This is a genomic window from Dyadobacter luteus (assembly GCF_003383615.1).
GTDB lineage: Bacteria > Bacteroidota > Bacteroidia > Cytophagales > Spirosomataceae > Dyadobacter > Dyadobacter luteus.
Map to the genome: position 1 here is coordinate 1 of NZ_QNUL01000046.1, position 23,965 is coordinate 23,965.

24 protein-coding genes and 1 pseudogene are annotated in these 23,965 nt (G+C 42.3%); 11 read left to right on the forward strand and 14 right to left on the reverse strand.

Translation table 11 applies throughout. The features are described 5' to 3' along the window. Window positions 1-62 precede the first annotated feature (62 nt). Together DSL64_RS27925 and map are read right to left on the reverse strand one after the other, a co-directional pair. Window positions 63-947 carry a serine hydrolase domain-containing protein gene (locus DSL64_RS27925; RefSeq protein ID WP_115834266.1) on the reverse strand — a complete coding sequence of 295 codons (885 nt, stop codon included), beginning with the start codon at window positions 945-947 and terminating at the stop codon, window positions 63-65. A 180-nt stretch (window positions 948-1,127) separates the two neighbouring features. Next, a complete protein-coding gene (gene map / locus DSL64_RS27930) occupies window positions 1,128-1,892 on the reverse strand; it encodes a type I methionyl aminopeptidase (RefSeq protein WP_115834267.1) in 765 nt (254 codons plus the stop codon). A gap of 227 nt (window positions 1,893-2,119) precedes the next feature. On the opposite strand from map, the gene DSL64_RS27935 reads away from it, so the two are divergent. The 3 genes from DSL64_RS27935 to DSL64_RS27945 all read left to right on the forward strand — a co-directional run bounded on the left by DSL64_RS27935 (window position 2,120) and on the right by DSL64_RS27945 (window position 4,256). Next, window positions 2,120-2,899: an SDR family oxidoreductase gene (locus tag DSL64_RS27935; RefSeq protein WP_115834268.1), complete on the forward strand. Its 780-nt coding sequence runs from the start codon at window positions 2,120-2,122 to the stop codon at window positions 2,897-2,899. Between the two features lie 82 nt (window positions 2,900-2,981). After that, window positions 2,982-3,335, forward strand: coding sequence for a hypothetical protein (locus tag DSL64_RS27940; protein ID WP_115834269.1), 354 nt, complete (start codon window positions 2,982-2,984; stop codon window positions 3,333-3,335). A 9-nt stretch (window positions 3,336-3,344) separates the two neighbouring features. Then, on the forward strand, window positions 3,345-4,256 hold the full coding sequence (locus DSL64_RS27945) for a helix-turn-helix domain-containing protein (protein ID WP_115834270.1): 912 nt from the start codon (window positions 3,345-3,347) through the stop codon (window positions 4,254-4,256). Between the two features lie 100 nt (window positions 4,257-4,356). Here DSL64_RS27945 and DSL64_RS29070 read toward each other — a convergent pair whose 3' ends face one another. The 5 genes from DSL64_RS29070 to DSL64_RS27970 form a co-directional block, all read right to left on the reverse strand. Then, window positions 4,357-4,734, reverse strand: a complete 378-nt coding sequence (locus DSL64_RS29070; RefSeq protein ID WP_158547992.1) for an ATP-binding protein — start codon at window positions 4,732-4,734, stop codon at window positions 4,357-4,359. Next, window positions 4,727-5,908, reverse strand: a complete 1,182-nt coding sequence (locus DSL64_RS27955) for an aspartyl protease family protein (protein ID WP_115834271.1) — start codon at window positions 5,906-5,908, stop codon at window positions 4,727-4,729. The genes DSL64_RS29070 and DSL64_RS27955 overlap by 8 nt, the downstream gene beginning before the upstream one ends. Window positions 5,909-6,006: 98 nt before the next feature. Further along, entirely contained in the window at window positions 6,007-7,734 is a 1,728-nt protein-coding gene (locus tag DSL64_RS27960; RefSeq protein ID WP_115834272.1) for a hypothetical protein, read from the reverse strand. Between the two features lie 667 nt (window positions 7,735-8,401). Further along, window positions 8,402-9,283 (reverse strand): pirin family protein, encoded by an 882-nt coding sequence (locus DSL64_RS27965; protein ID WP_115834273.1) that lies wholly within the window; start codon window positions 9,281-9,283, stop codon window positions 8,402-8,404. Between the two features lie 52 nt (window positions 9,284-9,335). Continuing rightward, window positions 9,336-10,367 carry an Atu2307/SP_0267 family LLM class monooxygenase gene (locus DSL64_RS27970; protein ID WP_115834274.1) on the reverse strand — a complete coding sequence of 344 codons (1,032 nt, stop codon included), beginning with the start codon at window positions 10,365-10,367 and terminating at the stop codon, window positions 9,336-9,338. Between the two features lie 360 nt (window positions 10,368-10,727). Between DSL64_RS27970 and DSL64_RS27975 the strand changes: the two genes are divergently transcribed. From DSL64_RS27975 to DSL64_RS28005, 6 genes are all read left to right on the forward strand, one after another. Continuing rightward, on the forward strand, window positions 10,728-11,315 hold the full coding sequence (locus DSL64_RS27975) for a Crp/Fnr family transcriptional regulator (protein ID WP_115834275.1): 588 nt from the start codon (window positions 10,728-10,730) through the stop codon (window positions 11,313-11,315). A 134-nt stretch (window positions 11,316-11,449) separates the two neighbouring features. Further along, window positions 11,450-11,686, forward strand: coding sequence for a (4Fe-4S)-binding protein (locus DSL64_RS27980; protein WP_115834276.1), 237 nt, complete (start codon window positions 11,450-11,452; stop codon window positions 11,684-11,686). 473 nt (window positions 11,687-12,159) lie between these two features. After that, a complete protein-coding gene (locus tag DSL64_RS27990; RefSeq protein WP_115834278.1) occupies window positions 12,160-12,882 on the forward strand; it encodes an AAA family ATPase in 723 nt (240 codons plus the stop codon). 231 nt (window positions 12,883-13,113) lie between these two features. After that, window positions 13,114-13,326 carry a helix-turn-helix domain-containing protein gene (locus DSL64_RS27995; protein WP_115834295.1) on the forward strand — a complete coding sequence of 71 codons (213 nt, stop codon included), beginning with the start codon at window positions 13,114-13,116 and terminating at the stop codon, window positions 13,324-13,326. Further along, on the forward strand, window positions 13,323-13,652 hold the full coding sequence (locus DSL64_RS28000) for a HipA N-terminal domain-containing protein (protein WP_115834279.1): 330 nt from the start codon (window positions 13,323-13,325) through the stop codon (window positions 13,650-13,652). Before DSL64_RS27995 ends, DSL64_RS28000 begins: the two co-directional genes overlap by 4 nt. Next, window positions 13,649-14,635, forward strand: coding sequence for a type II toxin-antitoxin system HipA family toxin (locus DSL64_RS28005; protein ID WP_115834280.1), 987 nt, complete (start codon window positions 13,649-13,651; stop codon window positions 14,633-14,635). The genes DSL64_RS28000 and DSL64_RS28005 overlap by 4 nt, the downstream gene beginning before the upstream one ends. A gap of 75 nt (window positions 14,636-14,710) precedes the next feature. On the opposite strand, the gene DSL64_RS28010 is transcribed toward DSL64_RS28005, so the two are convergent. The 6 genes and pseudogenes from DSL64_RS28010 to DSL64_RS28035 form a co-directional block, all read right to left on the reverse strand. Continuing rightward, window positions 14,711-15,448, reverse strand: coding sequence for a carboxymuconolactone decarboxylase family protein (locus DSL64_RS28010; protein WP_199539527.1), 738 nt, complete (start codon window positions 15,446-15,448; stop codon window positions 14,711-14,713). A gap of 10 nt (window positions 15,449-15,458) precedes the next feature. Next, window positions 15,459-16,544: an alpha/beta hydrolase gene (locus DSL64_RS28015; RefSeq protein ID WP_115834281.1), complete on the reverse strand. Its 1,086-nt coding sequence runs from the start codon at window positions 16,542-16,544 to the stop codon at window positions 15,459-15,461. A gap of 40 nt (window positions 16,545-16,584) precedes the next feature. Continuing rightward, entirely contained in the window at window positions 16,585-17,199 is a 615-nt protein-coding gene (locus DSL64_RS28020) for a flavodoxin family protein (RefSeq protein WP_115834282.1), read from the reverse strand. A gap of 40 nt (window positions 17,200-17,239) precedes the next feature. Continuing rightward, entirely contained in the window at window positions 17,240-17,707 is a 468-nt protein-coding gene (locus DSL64_RS28025) for a nuclear transport factor 2 family protein (RefSeq protein WP_115834283.1), read from the reverse strand. An 11-nt stretch (window positions 17,708-17,718) separates the two neighbouring features. Beyond that, window positions 17,719-18,191 (reverse strand): annotated as a pseudogene (locus tag DSL64_RS28030) (nuclear transport factor 2 family protein). A gap of 42 nt (window positions 18,192-18,233) precedes the next feature. Next, on the reverse strand, window positions 18,234-19,085 hold the full coding sequence (locus tag DSL64_RS28035) for an aldo/keto reductase (RefSeq protein ID WP_115834284.1): 852 nt from the start codon (window positions 19,083-19,085) through the stop codon (window positions 18,234-18,236). A gap of 421 nt (window positions 19,086-19,506) precedes the next feature. Between DSL64_RS28035 and DSL64_RS28040 the strand changes: the two genes are divergently transcribed. Continuing rightward, on the forward strand, window positions 19,507-20,010 hold the full coding sequence (locus tag DSL64_RS28040) for a cupin domain-containing protein (protein WP_229217256.1): 504 nt from the start codon (window positions 19,507-19,509) through the stop codon (window positions 20,008-20,010). A gap of 213 nt (window positions 20,011-20,223) precedes the next feature. On the opposite strand, the gene DSL64_RS28045 is transcribed toward DSL64_RS28040, so the two are convergent. After that, window positions 20,224-21,006: a helix-turn-helix domain-containing protein gene (locus DSL64_RS28045; protein ID WP_115834285.1), complete on the reverse strand. Its 783-nt coding sequence runs from the start codon at window positions 21,004-21,006 to the stop codon at window positions 20,224-20,226. A 677-nt stretch (window positions 21,007-21,683) separates the two neighbouring features. On the opposite strand from DSL64_RS28045, the gene DSL64_RS28055 reads away from it, so the two are divergent. Next, window positions 21,684-23,798 carry a M48 family metalloprotease gene (locus DSL64_RS28055; RefSeq protein ID WP_115834287.1) on the forward strand — a complete coding sequence of 705 codons (2,115 nt, stop codon included), beginning with the start codon at window positions 21,684-21,686 and terminating at the stop codon, window positions 23,796-23,798. The last annotated feature ends 167 nt before the right edge of the window (window positions 23,799-23,965 follow it).

Below are 23,965 nucleotides of genomic sequence, written 5' to 3' on the forward strand. Positions count from 1 at the left end.
GCCTGGTTCTGTTTTGCCCGATAAATACTAAATTAATAAAAAAACACTCCTGCGCTTGCATTTTAACATAGAAACGGCATCCTTACAAGTCCGGCTCCCAAAAAGCCCTCAATAGTCATCATTTGGTTCAGGCTTTGCTGTGACACAAGCTTTCCTTCAAAAAGAGCCTCAATAAAAAGCGCCAAATGCTCAGCAGTAGATATGATCGCGCCTGCGGCTGCTATCTGGTTCAGGTCTGTTTGCGGCATTATCTCCCATTTGTCAGTAAACGTATACGAAAAGGCATCGTTACTTAAAGGATCCAGCTTCTCTGCTAACCTTGTATTTTTGATCCCTGTTTTTGCATTGATGCATACTTCCAGATTTTGCTGATAGGATTTCTCTGTAATTTTTTCAATAATGTAACCGAGTAACACGTAGTTCGTATTACTGTAAACGCTTTTTGTTCCTGGTTCAAAATCAGATTTTAGCGCCGCAAATTCTGTGAGGATTTTCTCACGCGACTTTGCTTGAGTATTGGTATGCCAGTAAGTCGGATCACTGGTAAAGTTATGAATGCCACTGCGGTGTCGCAGCATCATATCTATGGTGATTTTTTCAGCGTTCTGTATCAGAGGAAAGAAGCTTTGAAGACGTGTATCTGTAGTTAGCTTACCCTCATCGATCAGCTGCATGATCATTGTAGCAGTAAAAGTCTTGGTAATAGAGCCGATCAGATACCTCGTCTGAGGTGTTGCGATTCTTGGCGCGATACTATCAATCACCTGAAAGCCGATAGCTTTTTCATAGATCTTCTTTCCGTCTCTGGTCATCACTACACTTGCCATTGACTTATTATGAAAGGCCATCGAATCCAGTAACGCATCCAGTTGCAGGTAGGAGCTATTCTGAGCAGACGCAGAAAATGAAAGTAATAAGAGACAGAAAAACTTCAGAATTGATCTCACGGCTAGGGCAACAGATTAGTTCTATAGAGTACGGAAATATAAAGCACTATTTCTTAATTAAAAAGCCTTTAACAGTAACCCGTTGATGAGCTAACATAACTATCCGGCAACAAAAAAAGGTAAGAGCCCCCTGCCCTTACCATTCAATCTGATTCAATGCTTTACTTCCGTAGATGATTTTCAATTGAAGATATCATTCATCTCAGTCAATATAATCGGGGCCTTATCAGTAACTACGATCGTGTGCTCGTGCTGAGCCATGTATCCGCCTTTGTTCCCCACCATTGTCCATCCATCGTTGAGTTCTGTGGCGAAGGATGATGTGGTAGAGATAAATGTTTCAATTGCTACGACTGAATTCTTCTTGAATCTTCTGTGATCGAATTTATTCTTATAATTCAAGAGCTCATCAGGTTGTTCATGTAGCCCCCTGCCAATACCGTGTCCGCCCAGATTCCGAATTACTTTAAATCCACGCTTTTTAGCCTCAGATTCCATGATCTGACCGATGTCGGCTATCTTGACCCCACCCTTGATGTTACTAATCGCCTTCATCAGAATTTGCTTTGAAGCATCCACCAGCTTCTGATGCTGATTGATATCGCGGCCTAATACAAATGAGCCGCCATTGTCTGCCCAGTAACCGTTTAGCTCAGCCGACACATCGATATTGATCAGATCACCCTCCTGTAGTTTTCTCTTTTCAGAAGGAATTCCATGGCAAAATTCATTATCAACACTTATGCAAGTCCAGCCGGGAAAACCATAGGTCGAATAGGGAGCGGACTTTGCTCCGAATTCAGTCAATATTTTAGCGCCGAAATCGTCCAGCTCTTTGGTAGTCATACCAGGCTGAGCATACTGGGTCATTTGCTTTAGTGTATATGCAACCGCTTCGCTTGCACTTCTCATTCCCAATAAATCGGACTCTGTTGATATAGACATAAATCGTATCATATAATTGCACATTTGATGCCCGAATCGAATACAGCAATGCCTGGCATCAGTAATTTAGAGGTTACAAAGATACAGATTTTATCTGTCAAAGTGCCAGGGGTGTGTCTTCTCAAAGAACCTTAGAGTTTTCACTTTTGGCTACATCAATAGTCATTTTGAGCACCCTTTTGTTTTTGCTGCTGCTGAACTTTGTAACATCAAAAACATAACAGATTATGAAACTGCAAGACAACACAATTCTTATTACAGGCGGAACATCAGGCTTCGGACTTGAATTTACATCAAGACTGCTTTCTTTGGGCAACACAGTTATTATTACCGGAAGAAACATAGAAAAACTAAGACAGGTAAAACAAAAATTTCCGGCTGTTCACATCATCCAAAGTGATGTCAGCAATGCCAGCCAGATTAAAGTTCTGTACCAAACGCTCATGGCGGATTTTCCCCGGCTTAATATGATCATCAACAATGCCGGAGAGATGCGCAAACTTAGCCTTCATCACCAGCATGATGCTGAAGACATTACACGGGAAATAGACATTAACCTGATCGGTCCGATCAGAATGGTGCAGCAGTTTCTGCCCCATTTGAAAAAGCAGAAAAATGCAGCCATCCTGAATGTTACTTCAGGAATTGCGTTAATGCCATTTGCGATCTCACCAATTTACGGCGCAAGCAAAGCAGGATTACGTTCCTACACACAGTCGCTGCGAATTCAACTAAAAAACACCAACATCAAAGTTATCGAACTGGTTGCACCCGGTTCATCGACACCTTTGAATGACAAGTTCATCAATGAGGACGGCTTTAGCTCAACGGCACTGATGGCTCCTGAAAAAATAGTAGATGCGGCCATCAGAGGATTACAGAATGACAAGCCGGAAATCTACCCGGGCTTAGCATGGCTGATGCGTATTGCAAGCAGGATCGCGCCAGGTTTTCTGATCGCGCAATCGGGTAAAATGGGCGCTTCCTTTATGTATAGTGAACAGTAACAACAGCATTTCCGGCCAACACGTTCAAATGACATTGAAATCCAAAAACAGTTTAATAAATTAACACATAAAACCTGCTGAGATGACCAAGAATATTATATCGATGGCGCTACTTCTGACTTCGGTCTTTCTGGCATTCAAACACGGATGGGAAACATTTAATTATAAAAATCATCCCGGATCTCTGAAAATGATGAATGAGCTCGGTATTAGTGAGTCACTCGTTCCATTCTTCGGCGCAATGACTATACTGACAGGTATTCTCCTGTTAATTCCAAAGACATTCTTTTTGGGCAATGTGCTCAATGCCATGTCGATTTTAATGATTATGGCGCTGGCCATCAGGGCTGGTAATATGACAATGGTTCTGATCGAAATACCTTTTCTGATTATGCCTATGGTCATGATCTGGTTGAAATATCCATTTAAAAACTGAAACAGACTGATGACACCAATAAAAGTAAAAAACATCGCTGACGCGCACCGGCTTATGGGCCTTCCTTCACCTGCGCAACCTTTGATAAGTGTTGTCAGATACGATCAGATAACTAACCCCGATAGCGAGGCAGGAGCTTTGGGCGTAATGTTTGATTTTTACTTCATTTCTTTGAAAAAGGGATTCTGTAACAAACTGCATTACGGACAGCAGACCTACGATTTTGACGAAGGACTACTTTATTTTATGGCTCCAAATCAGCTTTTAAAAGGCGGAGGGCCTGGCGGCCAGGATGATCTTTCAGGCTGGATTTTGATGATACATCCAGACCTTCTTTGGGGAAGTGCTTTGGGAAAGAATATAGATAAGTATGACTACTTTGGTTATGCGGTCAACGAGGCACTTTTCCTGTCAGACAAAGAAGAAATCACCGTCAACGGTATTATACAGAATATTCAGACTGAGTATGAGTCCAACATCGACAGGTTCAGTCAGCATATAATTGTCTCTCATCTTGAAACGCTCCTGAATTACGCTGAGCGCTTTTACGGAAGACAGTTTCTGACCCGCAAAAAAAGCAGCCATCAGGTGCTGGATCGTCTGGAATCACTTCTGAAAAATTACCTCAGCGGCGACCAGCTGATGTCAGAAGGATTGCCTACAGTGCAATATATATCTGGTGCGCTTAACATATCACCAAGTTACCTGCGTGGTCTTCTCAAAACACTTACAGGACTCAGTACCCAGCAATATATCCATGAAAAACTCATCGAAAAAGCCAAGGAAAGTCTTTCGAGCACGGATCTGTCAATCAGTGAAATAGCCTATCAGCTGGGTTTTGAACACCCTCAAAGTTTCAGCAAACTTTTCAAAAGCAAAACGAGTCAAAGTCCGCAGGAATTCAGATCCGGATTCAATTGAAAGATCCTGAGGCTTTTAGATACTATGCCAATTGAGTTCTTATTGGATTTATTAAGCCTGAAAATAATACAGTAATACAGAATAAATTAATCTGCTTCATCTACCGCCCGCCTCGAAATGAATAGGCCATTCTCACCCGAAAAAGTGTTCCGCGATCCTTAATACTTTCAACATCCATACTGGCATCCAGCAGTTCACAAAGATGTTTCACTATCTGCAGCCCTACTCCCTCTCCTTTCCCACTCTGGTTACTTAATTGACTCAGCTGCTGTCCGGATGGAACCTGAGGTATATCTACGGGCCTGACCTGATCAGGTTCTGTCTGGTCAGGACTCATCAGAGCGGTCGGTTCGGTCGTAGGCCTAAGCTGCTGATAATAGACTCCGAGCAGGTCACTTGTACCGTCTGATTTTCGCAGGATTCCATCTGATTTTTTCAGGGAAGTAAATACAGAGGCGACCCTGCAAGACTTATTCACCTTTCAGGGTTACTTCCCTGACATTGCCGGAGTCATCCAAAAACGATATCGTCATAGAACTCTTTTCCATGTAGTCAGAGAGGAATAACTCGCAAACCGATTCCCGATCATTAGCAGAAAGGTCAAAACTATTGATTTTTGTAATCCTGTACCCATTTTTCAGACCCGATTTCTCGGCCACAGAATTTTTGTAAACTGCAGAAACAGTGTAAAATCCGTCAATCAGTTGTGCCGCAAATCCGAAAAATGGAGGTGACTGATAGGTCTGAAGATCGGCATAGGGTTTGAAATAGAATTTTTTTTTCAGGTAATCTATGGTGATGATTCCATACCTGGCTAGACCCATTCCAATCGCATCTTTATTTTTCCGCTCAGATACTGTGGTTATTACATCTTTGATCACATGATCTCCGAAAAGTACATCGCCCACTGCGGCCCTATTCTCAATGCCCGCCTTGCCTGCTCCGTAGAGTCCGGATGATGTAGACCCATATCCCTCATTGAGCACTTTTGTGTTAACAGGGCCAGTGAGCCTACTGAAACCATCCATAGAAAGTGGCAGAAACTTATCTGAACCGCTATCAAACATCACCTGCAGATTTGTGCGGCCACCAAAATTAAGACTGATAAAGGGTTTGCTTGTTTTATCGAGTTTGATATCCGATTCGAAAGCTTGATCTATATCCAGATTTGCCCTGCGATCGGTAAGAATGATAATTTTTTGAGCTAAGTTGATCTGGACTATACAGTGTTTAAACAATGTACTGCCAATTAATCCGTCGATATTAAAGCAGTCCAGAAGTCCTGTCCTTTCGCGGTCAAAGACGAGTGCAACTGCATTTTCAAACGGGATACTGCCCAGCTTTAATATTGGCATTTTAACGATCTTCTCTTCAGACGAGTTTGCCCCGACATCAGTGACTTCACCTGATCCAATAACAGGTAAGCCCAATGAGCTGACTACATCAGCTGACACCAGTAAAGGGGCACCCGTGTCAAATATGAAGCGACGTGGTTTTTTGTCAACAGCTACCTCTACGATCATTTTTCCACGTTCGTAAACAAATGGAATTGTATCACAGAAATTCCTGACTGCTATGCGGCTTTTGTTCAGGTTCTGACCAAATGAAGAAAAAGAAAGCAACAAAAAGAGCAGTAGTTTGTATTTTACCATAGCAATAAGATATTTGCAGACCCGGGGCACGGCAGTTTGGCTTAAAATTTCGTTAGGTCAAATATTCAAACGATCTCTTTCAGGCTGTACAATGGCTATTATCTTGCTACAAAAATACGGATTTGATCTATTGTCGTGTGATGCACATAGTTGGAATCTATGGTTTTCTTCAAAACAGGGTAATTTTCGTAGATAGTGGTGCTGTCGTTGTAAGGATAGGAACCATTTGAATTCAGTGAAGCATCAATGACCAGTTTGGGTTTGTTGGTAATGATGTCAGAAGCAATCCGGTTTTGATAATAATCCTTTTGCAGATCCTTGAAAGCAAAATGCATACGGGTGGTCTGGGCTTCTCTGATGCCCAAAAGTGTGTTGGAGGAAATGTATATATCCGGACGGTAGCCTAAAACAGCGATAAGGTCATTGGGTTCAACAAGTTCTTTAATCTGTTCAATCAGTGGTGGGTTGACTATACCTCGGTATCCTTCTGCTACATTGTTTACTCCTAAGCTTCCTTTTCTGATACTGGCAAATCCCTGCAAACCTACGGTTGTTAACAAAAGCGCGAGCAATACCGTATTTCCATACCGGCCCCCTGTTGCATCCATTAGTTTTTTTGCAAGAAGAACATTTAAAGATGTCATGAAAAATAAAGGAACGATTATTAAAATCAGGTAGTAATGACAGATGTTGCCCGGCTGACTGATTGCGTAATAACTAAGAAAAAAAACTGCCGTGGCTCCAATCATATCGATTCTGTTTCGAAATTCTATCCTTTTAAAATTCAGAAAACAGTAAACGCCGGAAGCTAACGCTACTGCCCCCAAGGCGTAGAAAAACAGGGCGATAGTTGGCGAAGTATCAATCAGATAGATGGGCACTCTGAGTTTAAACCACCAGCTTTTTTCCTCACTGACAATGCCGAGTTCAGCATACAGCAGATTATTGAGCACATATGATTCCCAAAAATCTGTATGAATGTTCTGTACAGCGATGTAGATCCCTACCAGTATACAAGGAGCAAGAGATGATATCAGGATCAAAACGATTGAACGCAGAGAAAACTTCCAAAGGAAAAATGCGCTATAAAGTAGCCAGACCCCGAGTCCAACCGCCACAGGAACAGCCTGCAACTTGATAAAGGGAAACAGACCGAGAACAAAGGCCAGTGCCACTGCACCCTGAACCTGGTTCTTTAAATGGCCTATCGAAAACAGTAAATAATAGGCCAGTGCAAGAACCACCATGGGAATATACGTAGAATCAAAGGAGACCAGATCCGTATCATTGAGCAGCGCAAATCCTATTACCAGCGGAGCTGTCAGTGCTACAGCAAGCGATGGCGTAGCGTACTTTTTAAAAGCCTGAAACGAAAAAATGACTGTGGGAACACAGCAAAACAACAACAGAAAAAGGCGTAATGTGAAATAGTTTATATTGCCGCCTAATATTTTAATGATCAAAAGCGGATAAATATTTAGTGGTCCGCTCGTGGTGGCATCTACATCTTTCCAGAAAACTGATTTATTCCAAAGGGTGGCGGCGCAAACGGCCCAGTCCGCTTCATCGTAATTAAGCATGGGCAATACCAGATTAGGAAACCTGAATCCAATAATACCTACAATCGCCAAAGTAAGATAAACCGGTATGTATCTGGTGTTCGATGGTCTCTTGTTGATATAGAAAACCAGATAACATAAGCTCAGAACCCATATCAGCGCAAGCACTTTCCAGACGGTAACTGCATAAGGAATTTTGGCAATCAAACGGCTTGTCAAATTGGTAATAGCATCCGGATATTCAATAATCTGTAATAATATGGACATGATTTGTCAGGGGAATGTCAGTTTATCCTTTTGGCTTCGAAAGCAGCTTATTCAGATCTTTTATCAGAAATCATCGTTATCACGCACAGAAGCGTTCAGATACAGCCGGGTAAAACAGGCATATCAAATCCACCAGAACCACCGCAATGCCCGGAAAATGTTCTGATGTATAGATTCTGCATCGCAGAAAGGGCATACCACTTCCTGATTCCCAAACTAAAATATGGCGTCTGAATAGCTGGCAAAGAACTTTTTTATGGCTGGATTTCTCCGCCACTCTATGGCGATGATGCTGCATTAAAGCAGCTCCGGCCGATTAAGAATAAAAATGGCTTTATTGAAATGAATGCAGGTCGAAATGGAAATTATTGACGAAAACTGATAAGTAATATTCATAATTAATTGAAGAGAGGTATATAATTCACAACTACTGGTTACAAAATTAAAAATATATAGTTGGAATTATCAATATGCGTAGAAATGTTTTTATATCAAATCCAATGTTTACTCAAATAAATACTAAAGATAAATTGTTTAGCCGGTAAGAACAAAAAATCGTGGCTCATCAATACAGGAGTATATTAACCACCTGATTGATAAATCACGAAACTATTTAAAATACTTTACCCGAATCTTGTTCCTGACCGGGTAGCATCATATTGCCAGCTTACTCCCCACCCCGCTGTTTTTGATAATCTATCTGCCCATACTTACCATTAAAAAAATCCTTATAGGCTTCAGCGATTTCCAGCTTCGAGCTCATCACAAAAGGACCTTCCGCAACAATTGGCTCGGTATAGGTCTGTCCTCCGAACAAAATATAGTCGCACGCTTCAGTATTTTCATTGAACAATTCGATAGATCCGGTTTCTCTGTCGTATTCAATAAATTCTCCACCGGAGAAACTTTCATTATTTAGCTTTGCCGGCAGGGTGGGCAAATAAACCCCAACTTCCAGTTGATCTTCAAAATCTATTTTAAAATGTGCACCCGGCTGCAATTGAATGTGATAAATAAATTGTTCAGAATAACCCGGTATCTCCGAGTGCAGCTCCTGATACGAGCCGGCGATGACTTTAATCCACCCCAGTTCATCGGCAAGTATCTTCAAAGGGACCTTGTCGCCCTCAATCGCCAGGTACGCAGGTTTTTCAGCTTTTACCGCCGCCGGAAGGTTGATCCAGAATTGTAAAGCAGAAATCTGCTCTGAATCAGTTTTCGAATCAGAATTCAGCGTCTCGTCATGAATTATACCGCTCGCGGCTTTCATCCACTGAATGCCTCCGGAATGTACCTTCGCATAATTTCCTGCACTATCAAAATGCTCATCCTCACCATCTAAGATGTAAGTCAAAGTGGCTATTCCGCGATGCGCGTGCGCGCCTGTACCCTCTTTATTTACTTCCGTGCGAAGCTGAGGGACGATATGATCTAAAAAGACGATCGGACCCACTGCATCTGCATACCTGTTTGGCAAAACTCTGTTGATGATCAACTCGCCGATATCGGCTCTTTGCCCCTGGCTTGAAAAACTACTTTTCTTATTCATAATTTTACTCGTGGAGTAGATTCGATTTTTCCCCTCTTACTAACCGTTAAAATCAACTTTCTTTCTGATCTTGTCTGATGTTAGGGATTACCTGAGTCCCTATTAGCTCAATGGAACGCATCAATTGTTGATGAGTTAGCCCGGCATTATCCATCTGAAATGTAAAACGGTCTACCCCTCCAAGCGCTTCACTATGGCGTATCAGCTTCTTAGCCACTGTTTCAGGTCCGCCGACAACAAGCGCTCCTTGCGGTGCAGTCTGGCTGTCGAAGTGGTTCCTTGTAACAGGCGGCCATCCACGCTCCCTGCCCAATTTCGTCCATAATTCCGCGTAGCCCGGGTAATAATCGTTTATGGCTGACTGGTCATTCTCACCAACATATCCCGGCGAATGAAGCCCCACTATTAGCTGATCTGATCTGAATCCCGCCTCGCGTCCGGACTCTCGGTAAAGATCAATCAATGGCCGAAAACGCTCGGTTTCCCCACCTATAACAGCAACCATCAGAGGAAGTCCCAGCTTGCCTGCGCGTACAAATGACTGCGGCGTACCACCTACACCCAACCAGACAGGTATATTCTGTTGAACAGCACGAGGATAGATTGGCTGATCTTTCAGAGCTGGTCTGAATTTGCCCGACCAGGTAATGAATTCTTCATCACGGATTTTCAGAAGCAGTTCAAGTTTCTCTTTGAACAGCGCATCATAATCGTTCAGATTGAAACCAAACAAGGGATAGGCCTCTATCGCCGAACCTCTGCCAACGACCATTTCAGCGCGACCTTTTGATATAATATCCAGGGTCGCAAAACTCTGATATACCCGCACCGGATCTGATGTGCTCAACACGGACACTGCGCTTGTCAACCGTATCCTTTTCGTAAGCGCTGCCGCTGCTGCAAGTATGACTGCCGGGGCCGAATCAAGAAATTCTTTTTTGTGATGCTCCCCGATCCCGAAAATGTCCAGTCCTGCCTGATCTGCAGCTACTATCCTTTGCAACAGCTGCTCCATAGCGTCCTGACTGTTCAATTCATTACTGCCGTACATGGCAGACGCGAAACTATCTATGCCTATTTCCATATAATCTCTTGTCAATTTTTAGATTCAATCTGATGGTATCAACCAATTTGGCCTTCTCTTTTCTGATATATCCGTCAGAGTAGGCTGCCGGTTAATACTTACCGGATGCAAAATTCATAAAATTCCCTGGCAGAAAACGATGATATAGATCTAGAAAAGAAATAGATAAATGTCTACCTATTTCTATGCTTCAAGTGTCTGACAAGCAAATTACCAAAGTTTCCCATCATCCAAAGATTTAGCCCTCGCTAATGCTGCGAACCGCTTTACTCAGTCAATATGGGCAAAAAACCATATATTTGTTTAGGCTGCGATGCAGTTTTTCATATTGCTGATTCTGAAACATACACAAGGTTAACGATGTTAGAAGCTTTTTTAGACTATCTGAAAAAATACAGTTCTGCTCCGATTTCAGAAGATGAAAAGACACTGCTTGCAAGGTCATTTATTCCTTCCAAACTAAGAAAAAGGCAATATCTGCTTCAGGCAGGCGAGCAATGTAAACAATTTGCATTTATTGTCAACGGTGCGATGCGGCAATATTCAGTAGATGATAAGGGCAACGAATATATAGTGCGCCTGGGTGTGGAAGGCTGGTGGATGGGCGACCGTGAAAGCTGGGTAATGGCTACTCCGAGTATATATCATATTGACGCCTGGGAAGACACCCAAATGCTTCTGGTTACAAGAGGAAACGTACTGGAACTTTTAAAAAACGTACCTGCTTTCAATGAAATGACCTGCCAGCTCGACGAAAGAAATAATATTGCCAATCAGCGCAGGCTTACCTCTGCCATAAGCGCGAATGCCGAGAAACGCTATACTGATTTCGCTGAATGTTACCCTGAATTACTGGAGCGCTTCCCTCAGCATATTATTGCTTCGTATCTGGGAATCACCAAGGATACACTTAGCCGTGTAAAACGCCAGCTTATGCAAAAATCATAACCTTCGGTTTTTCACTTCCGGTAGTAGACATTTGTCTATTCATTTTTTCGACAAAAATCATCTTTTCTTTTGAAGGGTTTGCAGAACTTTACGCAAAAAAACACAAGCCTGACAACAATCTCAAACAATCAAAAATGGACACACTGGAATATTCAAACGGCGAAATTACAATCCTTTGGAAACCAAAAATCTGTACTCACTCGGCAGTATGTGTAAGATCGTTACCAAACGTGTATGATCCGAAAGCAAGGCCATGGATCCGAATAGAGAATGCAACAAGCCAGCAGCTTACCGATCAGGTTTCGAGATGTCCGTCTGGGGCTTTAAGTATTAAAGGCTTAGCTGCAAATCAGGAAGAAAAGCCGGAGTAGTCTGGCACATTGCGTGTACATTACCTGGAAACCATTTGAAAAAAATCCGAATATTTTAAAGGGAGTATTCACATCTACAAGCATCAGATACTGGCAAAATGTCTGGTCCTCTCTTGACAAAAACCAGCTAACTTATCTGAACAGGAAAACCGGTCATATTCAGACACATCAGGCAGCGAACATTGGTATTGCCAACACTCCTTTTCTGTTCAACATTGCCGTTGGATATAGTATTGAATTTTTAATGTCAGTCTTCAACTCTAATATAAGCTATTAAATCAGCGGTATTTCCCGGATCCCTTCAGCCAGTCAGGTGGCCCCTATTCAAGTGAATGTGTTCGCGATAGTGCTGCGGGAATATTAAGTAATCGTAAACTTGCCGGGTTGTTCACTGATCAAAACAAGCGTAGAAAACTTAAATCTCTATATTGCGATACACAGGATTACCTAGTTATGCATCGCGATATAGCCAAATGAATATTAAACCCTACCTGAGAGAAATCCAATATCTGCGCGAGCAGGTGGTCACCAAAGATGAATATCCGTTCAATATCTCGGCTTTGAAAGGTTTTCAGTCTTTAGAGTTTCATCAGGACGTTACTTTTATTGTCGGCGAGAACGGTGCCGGCAAATCAACCCTGATTGAGGCCATAGCGCTGTGTTTAGGTCTTGGAGCGGAAGGAGGCACAAAAAATGTTCAGTTTTCCACCCACGATAACATCTCCGGTCTGAGCAGCTATCTTAAACTGATCAGAGGATACAAAATGCCGGATGACTACTATTTCCTCAGAGCAGAAAGCTTTTACAATGTTGCCACCTACATGGAGCAGACAAATTATCTTAAAGGTTACGGAGGATCTCCACATCTTCGGTCTCACGGAGAAGCGTTTCTGGCAGTTTTAACAAAAAAACTACAAGGCAGAGGCCTTTACATCTTTGATGAGCCCGAGGCCGCCTTATCTCCTAACAGACAAATGACCGCGTTGGCCGCTATTGATAATCTGGTTAAAAAGCGTTCTCAATTGATCATTGCAACCCACTCTCCCATTCTACTGTCCTACCCTAACTCTGTTATTTACATGTTGGATGATGACGGAATCAGAAAGACATCTTACGAACAGACACCTCATTATCAAATCACGAAAGGTTTTCTTAATGATTATGAAAGAATGCTTGATATACTTCTTGACCGGTAATGATATACACTATTCGATTTCAAACGGAGTCATCGCAGAGTTTACATTGGGCTAGTTGGGTCAGGAATCGGACTATTATAATTTTACAGCAACAAAAAAGTACACTATAGAGTACTTTTTTGTTGCAAATTCTATATCGACATTATTTTGTCCTTAAAAAAGTATATTATAAGGTACTTTTCTTATTAATACTTCTCAGAATATACTATCTTTATGATAAACGACATCATAATGAATTTTATATCCATCATTGACGCGATTAAAGTAAGACGAGGGTCATTAAATATTACGCAGGAAGGACTGTCCGACTTGTCTGGTGTTGCTTTGGGTGCCTTAAAAAGATTTGAGTCAGGAAAAGGCAACCCTACTTTGTCAACTTTGAAAAAACTTTCTGATGCCCTGGGCCTTGAAATTACCTTAGGCGTAAAAAACATTAATCTATGAGAAGTGCAAAAGTTCTTTTTAGAGGAGAACAGGCGGGTATTCTAGTTCAACATGACACCGGTACATTCGAATTTCAGTACCATAAAGAATGGGTTGAAGACCGCTCGAAACCTGCTATTAGTTTGACTTTACCGAAAACGACAGAGGTCTATCGATCTTCATACTTGTTTCCTTTTTTCTATAATATGTTACCGGAAGGCTCGAATAAACAGGTGGTCTGTCACCTGAACCGAATAGATCGCGACGATTACTTCGGCTTGCTGCTCACGGTTGCAAAAAGTGACACGATTGGAGCTGTGACAATTATCAAAATCGAAAAGCAATGAGCTTACGAGATATTCAGTTTTGCCCGGGCACATTGGCTCCTGGCCACAACACTTACAGCAGGACTTGTCTAAAGCGGGTCTTCAATGGTAAACGTGTAGGCCATATTCTGAGTTACGGCTCGCCTGCAACCAATCAGGATACCGATGAACTTTTTGAAGAAAACCGCAACCGGATGTCAATCTCAGGTGTTCAGGAAAAATTTTCAGTAATTCTTGATAAGAATAAACTACGATTGGTCCGGGAAGGCGAGCAAGGTAATTATATTTTAAAGCCTATACCGACCGCAGGTCGCAGACCAGATCAGATGCCTGCCAACGAACATCTGACCATGCAGATCGCCAGGCAGGTTTACGGTATTGAGACAGCAGAAAATGCATTGATCTTTTTTTCAGACGGAGCACAGGCCTACATTACGAAACGATTTGACAGACAGGCCGATGGCAGAAAACTTGCTCAGGATGATTTTGCATCACTTGCAGGACGTACGCCCCAAACCCACGGAGAACACTATAAGTACCTGGGAAATTATCTGGATACTTTTGAACTAATGCGAAAATACGTTCCTGCTTACACAGTCGAATCTCCAAAATTGCTCCGCATATTAATGTTTAACTATTTATTCTCTAACGGTGACGCGCATTTCAAAAACTTTTCGCTTCTCGAAACCGATCAGGGAGACTACCGTTTAAGTCCGGCCTACGATTTGCTCAACAGCCAAATACATATTCGCGATAAAGATTTCGCCCTGGACGAAGACCTTTTACCCAAAAAGCTAGCTGAAGGGAAGGTGATGCAGCAATTTACCTTACTGGCTGAAATAACAGGAATTAATTCAAAAGTTTTTGAAAGAATAGTCTCACAAATTCTCAGCGGGTCTAAAAAAGTTGAGCTGTTAATCGCTTCGTCTTTTCTCGACCAGGCAACAAAACGAAATTACCTGCAGGCTTATCAGAGCCGACTCAGGCAGCTTCTAAAAACTTAGTTGTTTCTGAGCGGTCAGCATCAAAATTTTCCTTGTTCGCACAATTGATTAAGTCTTTTACCCAAAATGTAAACCCTACAACCCCATTAGAACAGCTTTTGCTGCCGCTGCTTTCTCGCTATCAATAGTTGGGGTAATCACTGCGATGAACTCTTCCAACTGAGCAGCTGTCCAACCCGCACGCAGAGAAATATTCAGGTGACTTCGCAGCATCGGGTCAGCATTACCAATAGCACTGATTACCGAAATCGTTACCAATTCTCTTTGCGCATAGGTCAATACATCCCTTTCAAATATATCAGCAAACAGATGCTCCTTCAAAAATGTATCGATTGCAGGTGCGAAAGCCGAATAGCCTGAGAGCTTGGCCGGCGGCGGCGTACCGGTCAAATCCGATAGTATCTTTTTACCTCTGTCATATTTGCTACCGTTGCCTGCAACAGGCGAAGCCTGTTTTCCGATGTTGTCCCGAATACCTTTTGCTTTCCTTTCTTCGATAACCTGCATAAAGGTTTGCAAACCAGTAATACTCCTTGGAAAACCACAGTAAGCGTACGTATGCACGAGTACTTCTTTGATTTCATTTACGGTTAAACCTTCCGTGAGGCCTATGTTAAGTTCGGTTTTCAACTCCTGAATTTTACCTTGCGCAGTAAATGAAGAAATAGTAATGATGGTTCTATTCTTCGAGCCTAAGGTACCGCTGGTCCCAGCCGGCTGTTGCGCCATTGCAGATAGAGAAAATAATATCAGTATAGTAAGATAAGCTGACAAGCTTAACCAGTTTCTGTTGTTAACGTTATTTGAGTTCATCGATCCTTATTTATTTGTCCAATCCCTTTTCTTTCAACCATTTTATCAAAACCCCGGCTACCTGATCGCTGTTTAAATCTGACATAGGAAAGTGAGTATTGCCCTTGATACCGATTTCGGGCAGATGTACAATGCGCACATCGCCACCATGACTGTTGACAACTTCCGCCCATTGGCGCGCCGTTGTAAGCACGCTTCTCCAAAAATTCAGGGAAGCAGCTTCTGTCTGTTCGCTCGGTATAAAATCACCAAAATACACGACGATAGGTATTTTAGTCAGCTTCATGAACTCTTCCATCGGAATTCCCTTACCGCCACGATTGCCTTCAGGCACTTGCCCTTCAGGAAAAGTAAAACCGCCGGGCTCATAAGCGACTATTGCTCTGACATGAGCATTTTTAGTAGCTGTTTTCCATCCCGGAGAACCTCCGGCAGAATGCGTAAACAAAATCCCGTCGCCTGATTTATTCATCACCGCCGACATCGCATTTACAACCACTGCTTCATTGACACTACCTGTACTTGGGGTCATCATTCGGAAAAAGTGATCCAGCGAAGCGCTGTCTTTGGGAAACTGTACCCCGTCGTTAAATTTGGGATATAGACCAATGCGAAACTGCGTGAACCAGGTCTGATCGTCAGGTATAGCGGAAATTTGTCCGGGTTTTGTCGTTTGACCTGCGTGGCCTCGTCCCGGCTGATCTACAAGGTATACACTGTATCCGTTTCTCAAAAAGATATTGGCAAAACCTTCTCTGCCATCGGCTGTGGTTTGCCAACTACGACGCGACTGGCCGTACCCATGCAAAAAAACCATCGAAAGTTTCTTTGCCTTCGGCGGAATCTGATAGAATACATCCGCATGGTCTGCATGCCTGGTCTGCCCTCCCTGAGTCACATTCCATGGTTTCAAAGGATCAAACACGCCATCACTTTTGACGACTGTACCGCCTGCAGAAAACGTTCCTTGTTGCTGAATAAGCAATGGTTTGTGGCCAGTAATTTTCTGGGCCCTGACGGCTGCAACCAATGTCAAAACCAATAAGAACGTAAAACCAAGCACCTTTTTATTTCTCATATCAACTGTGTTTCCCATTTGGATTATATTCGAATTAGATTTAGCCGAAGGTTTTTCTTTAAATCATTTTGAGCTTCCGCAACCAATCCTTTACTTCACTTTCAGTCTGCCGCGCCTTCTGCTCTTTAATCATCAGCAGTTGGCCATCTCTTTCTAATCCTCCTCTGGTAGTGTATCCCTCCAAAATTGTGCTGTTCGGACAAAGCGCACGGACTGTATCAAATGTACTTCCAATACCATAACCGCCATTTGTATTGAAGGGAATGACGGTTTTACCACTTAAATCGTATTGGCTTAAAAAACTTTTCATAGGAGGAGGTAACCGCATTCCCCAGGTTGGGAATCCGACAAACACAATATCGTACTTGCCAATACTGTCAATTGTTGTCTTCAATGGAGGCAGATATCCCGAGCTATTTTCATTGGAAACCTGCGCTACAGTCTGCTGATAATTCTCTGGATACGGATTTCCCAGGTCTATGGCAACCAACTTCCCACCCACATTCCTATGGATCATTTCCGCAACGGCCTTTGTATTTTTTGTCCTGGATAAATATACGATTAACACGGCCCCGGGTTTTTGAGCAGATTCAGTTTCAGTATCAACATACGCAGTCTGAGTTGAAGAACAGGCCGAAATCAGAACAAGAATTGATAGCAATAAATGGCTCATGGCAATATTTGGTTTTGCGGTTCCCAAAGACAGATTTTCATTACCCTCCCACCTTGGTGAAGGAAAGCGATCCGAGTTTCCCGGTTTGGTTTTCGTTGACGTACACCTCGGTTACTTCAAATTCGTTGGTAACTTCCCTTCCTGCAACGACAGCAAGTAAGGTGATCCTGTTGAGGAGTATCGCCGTTGAACCAATTACATTTACTGACACTTTATGTATATCTGCCTTCTTGTAATGAATGCCGCCTGATTTTATGATGCTAAGCTCTTGCTGTTTACCCCATGATCCTCCCATATGAACAAAAACTGACTTCTCGTCGAAAAGAACGGCAAGAGAGTCGGCGTTCTTGTCAGCCATCCATTGCCATTTGTTTTTAGAAAGCGTTATGATTTTTTGCTCAACACTATCCTGCGCCCATCCTATACCCGAACTGACCAGAGACAGCACGGTCAGCACGACTGAGAAGGTCAGGATTCTGATGATGTTTTTTTCTATGACCGGTTTCATCCTGTTTGGGTTTAGTGTTTAATAACATGAGTATCCCGAACGCTGCTAAACGTGAGCGCCAGAAGTTTCCATTCACTTTTTTCTTTTGTGTAAACTTCCGTAACGGTAAACTCTGTATTTGCTTCGCTGCCCCGCACCATAGCAGATAATGTAATCCGGCTCCAGATAATGGCCGTATTGCCAACGATCTCTACTGCAACATCGTGGACACCCGCTTTTTTGTACCAGATACTTCCGGTTTTTATAATTTCTAGCTCTTCATCCTTTTTCCAGGTTCCGCTCATATGAACAAATTTCGCTTGTCGTCAAAGAGCGTGGAGAGTTTGTCTACATTCTTATCGGCCATCCATTGCCATTTGTCTTTGGAGAGTTGGATGATTTGCTGCTCTGTTTTATCTGCGCTTTGCGCTGTTGAAAAACCAGCATGGAATGTAAAAAAAGCCAAAACAAGAATAAATGCTTTTAGATGTGTTTGCTTTTGCATGATCTGAGTTGATTGTTTAAAGTCACATTTATGAAAGCCGATTTATTGCTCCAATTTCCGTTCCCCCAGCCATTTTACCATTGCCGGATCGCGGTGATCAAAGAAAGCGCTGGTAGCAGCATCCAAACTTTTGATTGTTTCCATGTCTTCAGCGGAAAGCTCAAAGTCAAAGACATTGAAGTTCTCTGCCATCCGCTCTTTACGTACCGACTTGGGTATAGCAACGATGCCTCTTTGTGTAAGCCAGCGCAGAACAACCTGTGCTATGGTCTTGCCGTATCTTTCACCCATTGAAGCAAGCAACTCGTTTTGAAACAATCCATTTTTCCCTTCTGCGAATGGCCCCCAGGATTCAATCTGCACATTATTTGCTTTCAAAAACTGATGTGCCTCCATCTGCTGGTGAAACGGATGGGTTTCAATCTGATTGACAGCCGGAACGATTTCGTTGTGAACGATAAGATCAATCAATCTGTCGGGATGAAAGTTGCTTACGCCAATCGCTCGCACCTTGCCTTCTTTATACAAATCCTGCATCGCCCGCCACTCTCCGTACACATCACCAAAGGGTTGGTGTATCAGATACAGATCCAAATAATCCAGTTGTAGCTTTTTCAATGAGTTTTCAAAAGCCTTTTTAGTCCCAGCGTACCCATCGGATTGAATCCAAAGTTTTGTTGTAATAAATAGCTCTTCTCTTTTTACACCACTATTTTGAATCGCAGTTCCCACTGCCTGTTCATTCTGATAAGCCGCAGCCGTGTCAATCAGCCGGTAACCGGTCTGGATTGCATCCAATACACTCCTCTCACATTCTTTGAGATCAGGCACCTGAAATACGCCGAATCCTAAAATCGGCATTTCAATTCCGTTATTTAATTTAACTGTTTCCATGTTGGTTTCTGTTTTGATGATGCAAAGTTCCGCTACTCTGGCGACAGCATTGTTATATAGATCCCTGTTTTATCTACCAATATTCCATGCCAGAATTACCGGCGAGATACCTGTCACAACTGGCAATTTTCGATCGCGGTAATTATATTACAAAGTTTGCCAATAGCTAACAGGCGATTGGTATACATATCCCTGAAATGCTTACCAATATTCCTGATTTGCCATCTGTAGTGATCACTATCTTGGGGGAATATGTATTTTTACATCTGACAAAAATCAAGCTTTCCCCGGGCTTATGCGGTTTTACAGCGTTAGCAGGTACAAGGCTCATTTTTTAGCAGACCCTACACATGCACAGCCTACCGTGATTAATTCCTCGACGGCTAGTCTGTAAACATAATCTTAAAACAACCGATCTCAAATGAAGATGGCAAACAAGAAAAGCTACTTAAAATTCTATCTGGCACTTATACTGGTATTGTCTCAATATTTAGCTTATGCACAGAGCAAGTCAAGTGCCATATTCAGTGAGAAACCCATTTTCCCAAAAGGACAAAGGGCACCGGAAAAAAATTTTACAGGTACAGTCTGGGTCTACAGTCTGATACAGGCCGACAGCGCTTTCAACATCCCCGTTGCAAACGTAACCTTTGAACCGGGCGCCAGATCCCATTGGCACACCCACGGAGGCGGGCAGGCATTAATCGCCATTGACGGGATAGGCTATTATCAGGAGAAAGGTAAGCCTGTTCGCATACTCAGGAAAGGTGATTCTGTAAAGTGTCCGCCCAATACCCCGCATTGGCATGGAGCTTCGCCCGACGTAGGATTTACCCAAATCGCGGTAACTCCCAATGCGGCATCAGGCAGAGTTACCTGGCTACAGCCTGTAAGTGATCAGGAGTACAAACTTAAAGAGAAGTGAGTGGCTGGATTTGATATTAAATCCATCTATCCAAACCCTGTTTTCAGTAAGCGATCAATTTTCAGAAATTACACTAATTATTGTCTGAAAGTTTTAATTGAGATGATAGCTACCAGAAAAAAGAATAGTAAAATGCATACTGCAAGAAAAACATTGTTATTGATTATCAGCATAATGTAAGTGAATATTAGTTTACGAAATAGAGGAAGGGATCTATTTTCTTCTCAAATCGGAAGGTCTGGAATTGGTAAAATCAAAAAACGCATTGCTGAACGATGCCACGCTGTGGTAACCTACTTTACCAGCAATTTCATTAATCGGCATTGTCGTTTTTACAATCATTTCTATCGCCTGAATCATCCGAAGCGTTTTCAGATATTGAAAGAAAGAAATCTTGAGTTTTGACTGAAAAAATCGCGAGAAGGATCTCTGGCTCATGTGAAAATGAGTGCTCACTGATTTCAAATCAATGGGTGCAGCCAAGTTTAACTCCAGATATTCCAGGATCATATTCATTCGGCGATCATCCGTCAGGGGTAGTATGATTGGCAGTGCGGGACCATTTTGTGGAAGCAGCTTTTTGAGCGCCACCAGAAATTCAAAGTTGTGATCATTAGCAGTAACATCGGATCCATCCCAGCATTCGGAGAATTCCAGCATTTGAATAAGCAACTCACTGGCCGGATAAATTCCCATCTGGCTGTAGAACGGATGGGAATTATCATCATGACTATAATAATATATTGAACGGAAAACGGTAGCAAACTGACCAATTTGGACTACATGAGCGGTGTCTTTGGGAATCCAGAAATAATGGCGGGCAGGAACTACATACGTTTTATTTTCAATGGTGATGTAAGCTACGCCCCCCTCAACATAACTCAACTGTCCTTTCTGGTGAGTATGAAGAGGAATCAGTTTTTCTGACTTTTCATGCATTACAAAAACAGAAGATTTATTTTTATCGATGTCTGGAAGTGAAGCTATAAGACCCATATTACTTAATTTTGGTATGCTCAAAAATAAGCAGGGGAAAATAATTGAGTGCACTATTGGCTGGAATAAGCAAATAGTTGTCCATTATAGAAAACACACCGAATACTGAATCCGATGTATTTATCAAAATTCCCGGAAACAGATCTAATACTGCGGGGACAATACGCAAAATGCCTGCCACTATTCAGAAGGCAGGCATACATTAAGTTTGACCTTACATTCTCTTCACTAGCCACCCAGACTTCCATAGTAATGAATTCGCATCTTTTTGCTAAGTTCTTCTGTATTCGAAACTTCTAACTTGTTGAAGATATTCCTTTTAATAGTGGAAATGGATGAAGAAGTCAAATTAAGATAAGTTGCTGGCTACTCACCTCTGAAAGCAATAACCGGCTTCCTTTGAAAGGATAAACCTATCCCGGATAAGATTGCCGACGACAAGATCATTAAAAAAAATCATCACGTCCGTTAGCGCCATCGTCACTCATGAAGTAGATTTGATCAGCGTATTCCTTCTGCAATCAATTTGTCAGAAATCATTCTGTCAGATATTCTGTCGGATTAACATTGTATATCAATTTGAATACAACTGATATACATGCAAAGGTTAACGGGCAGTACAATATATGTAAGCCACCACTCAAGTTATTCTGTAAGCAACACCCATTTATACGATAATGAACCAGATACACCTCTCTGCAAACTTTAAAAAAGCGACCACAAAGTCTATTGCTGCCATCGTCCTCTTTATTGTCACTTACGTACTTCTTGTTTGTGCGGCTGTTGCAATGACGATAGGATTAACCTATCTGGCTTATTTACTGGTTAAAATTAAACTTATTTTCGTCACTGCTGCCCTGGCCCTGGTTCTTGTCAGTATCGGTATACTGTCTTTAATATTTCTTTTCAAGTTCATTTTTACAAAGAATGTAACGAATCTGACCGGGTTGATAGAAATCAAAGAAGCACAAATGCCCGAGCTGTTTGCCATGATTGAGCAAATCACAAAACAGGTGGGCACTGATATGCCAAAGAAAGTTTATTTGTCAGATCATGTGAATGCTTCTGTATTTTACGATTCGAGCTTTTGGAGTATGTTTTTGCCTGTAAGAAAAAATCTGCAGATCGGTCTTGGCCTGGTTAACACCTTATCTGTATCAGAGCTCAAAGCGGTTCTGGCACACGAATTCGGACATTTCTCGCAGAAAACAATGAAAGTCGGCAGCTATGTCTACAATGTGAACAGGATCATCTATAACATGCTTTATGAGAATGAGTCCTATCAGGGTATGCTCGACAAATGGGCTACCATCAGTTCATACTTCGACATTGCTATTGCTACTGCCGGTCTGATCGTCAAATTCATCCAGTGGGTACTGAGAAAAGTATATTATATTCTTAATTTAAATTATATGGGTCTGTCGCGCGAAATGGAATTTCATGCCGATCAGGTGGCGGCGCATGTAGCCGGATCCGACCATTTGTCGTCTGCCCTTCTGCGGATGGATCTTGCTGATCATGCCTATCAATCAGTAATAGAGCATTACCAACAAAATCCCGATCAGCTAACTAGGCCTGAAAACCTTTATCAGCAGCAAGCTTTCGTGATGAACTTTATAGCCGGCAAGCAGGGGCTACCTATTGAAAACGGACTTGCACAGTTAGGTCTTGATTACATTAATCGTTATAAATCCAAGCTGATTTTAACTGACCAATGGTCATCACACCCATCTACCGAAGACAGGGTTCTCCAACTCAACGATCTTAATATCAAAACTTCTGAAAACGATAACAGGCATGCCTTTTCTGTTTTTAGAAGCTCAGAGGTATTACAGGAAAAATTCAGCATTTATGTGTTTAAGCCCGACGCAGACCAGCAAGTAACAATAGTGAACCAACAGCAGTTTGAAGCGGAGTATCAGAAGCAGTATGATATGTATGCGTTTAGTGACATTTACAACCAATATTATGATTACAGATCTATACAGCCATTTGAATTGAACCAAACGCCAGATGTGAGAGGCGAAGCTGTAGAGAAACTCAATGATCTTTTTGGAAGTGAAAAAGTCGGCTTAAAGTATGAATATTCAAATCTTGAAAATGAAATAGCGACTCTTCAACAAATTGAGCTGGGCAACTACCTGGTCAAATCCTTCGACTATGACGGTAACAAATACACTCCCGCAGACTGCCCGGCGCTGATCAGTTCACTTAATTCCAGACTAAGCCAGGTAACAGAACTTCTCAAAGAAAATGATCTGGCTGCATATCGTTTGGCATGGCAGCGACAGACAGACAAAGCCCAGGGTAGTGAGCTCACCAGGCTGTATCAGTCATTTTTCCACGTCAGTCAGTGCACTACCGAAGCCCAGGATATTTTCGTTGATATCGCCGATGCTTCAGGATTTATTTTTGAAACGACGCTTATCAAAGACATTCCGGTCAAATTACAAGCTCTGAAGGCGGTAGAACCTTCCTTCAAAGAGCAGATCCGAAAGCTGCTAACAGAGCCTGAATTTCTGGTTCACGTGACGGAAGATGTCCTGAAAAATTTTGATAATTATCTGGCTGAAGACTTTCAGTATTTTGTAAGCGAAAACTACAATTCTGAGCAAACCGATACACTCATGGGGGCGATCAATAATTATAGGGTAATTATTGCTAAAACACACTTCGATTCAAAAAAAGCACTGCTTGACTACCAGGCGATGCTGTTGGGCGACGATTCCAGGATGACGAAACACAACGAGCAGAAAGCCTCAGAAGCGAATTTCAAATTTCACACCGACTAACACACAAATAGCACATCATTCGATCTACACAATCTTCAGCCGTTCTTCCTCCAGATCTATCTGATAGAGCTGCTGGCGAATGATCTCTTCATCAATTTTGTGATCTTTGTTCAGCTCAGTCAAATACTCTCTTTGCATCTGAAGGACCTCTGTGAAGACTATCGTAA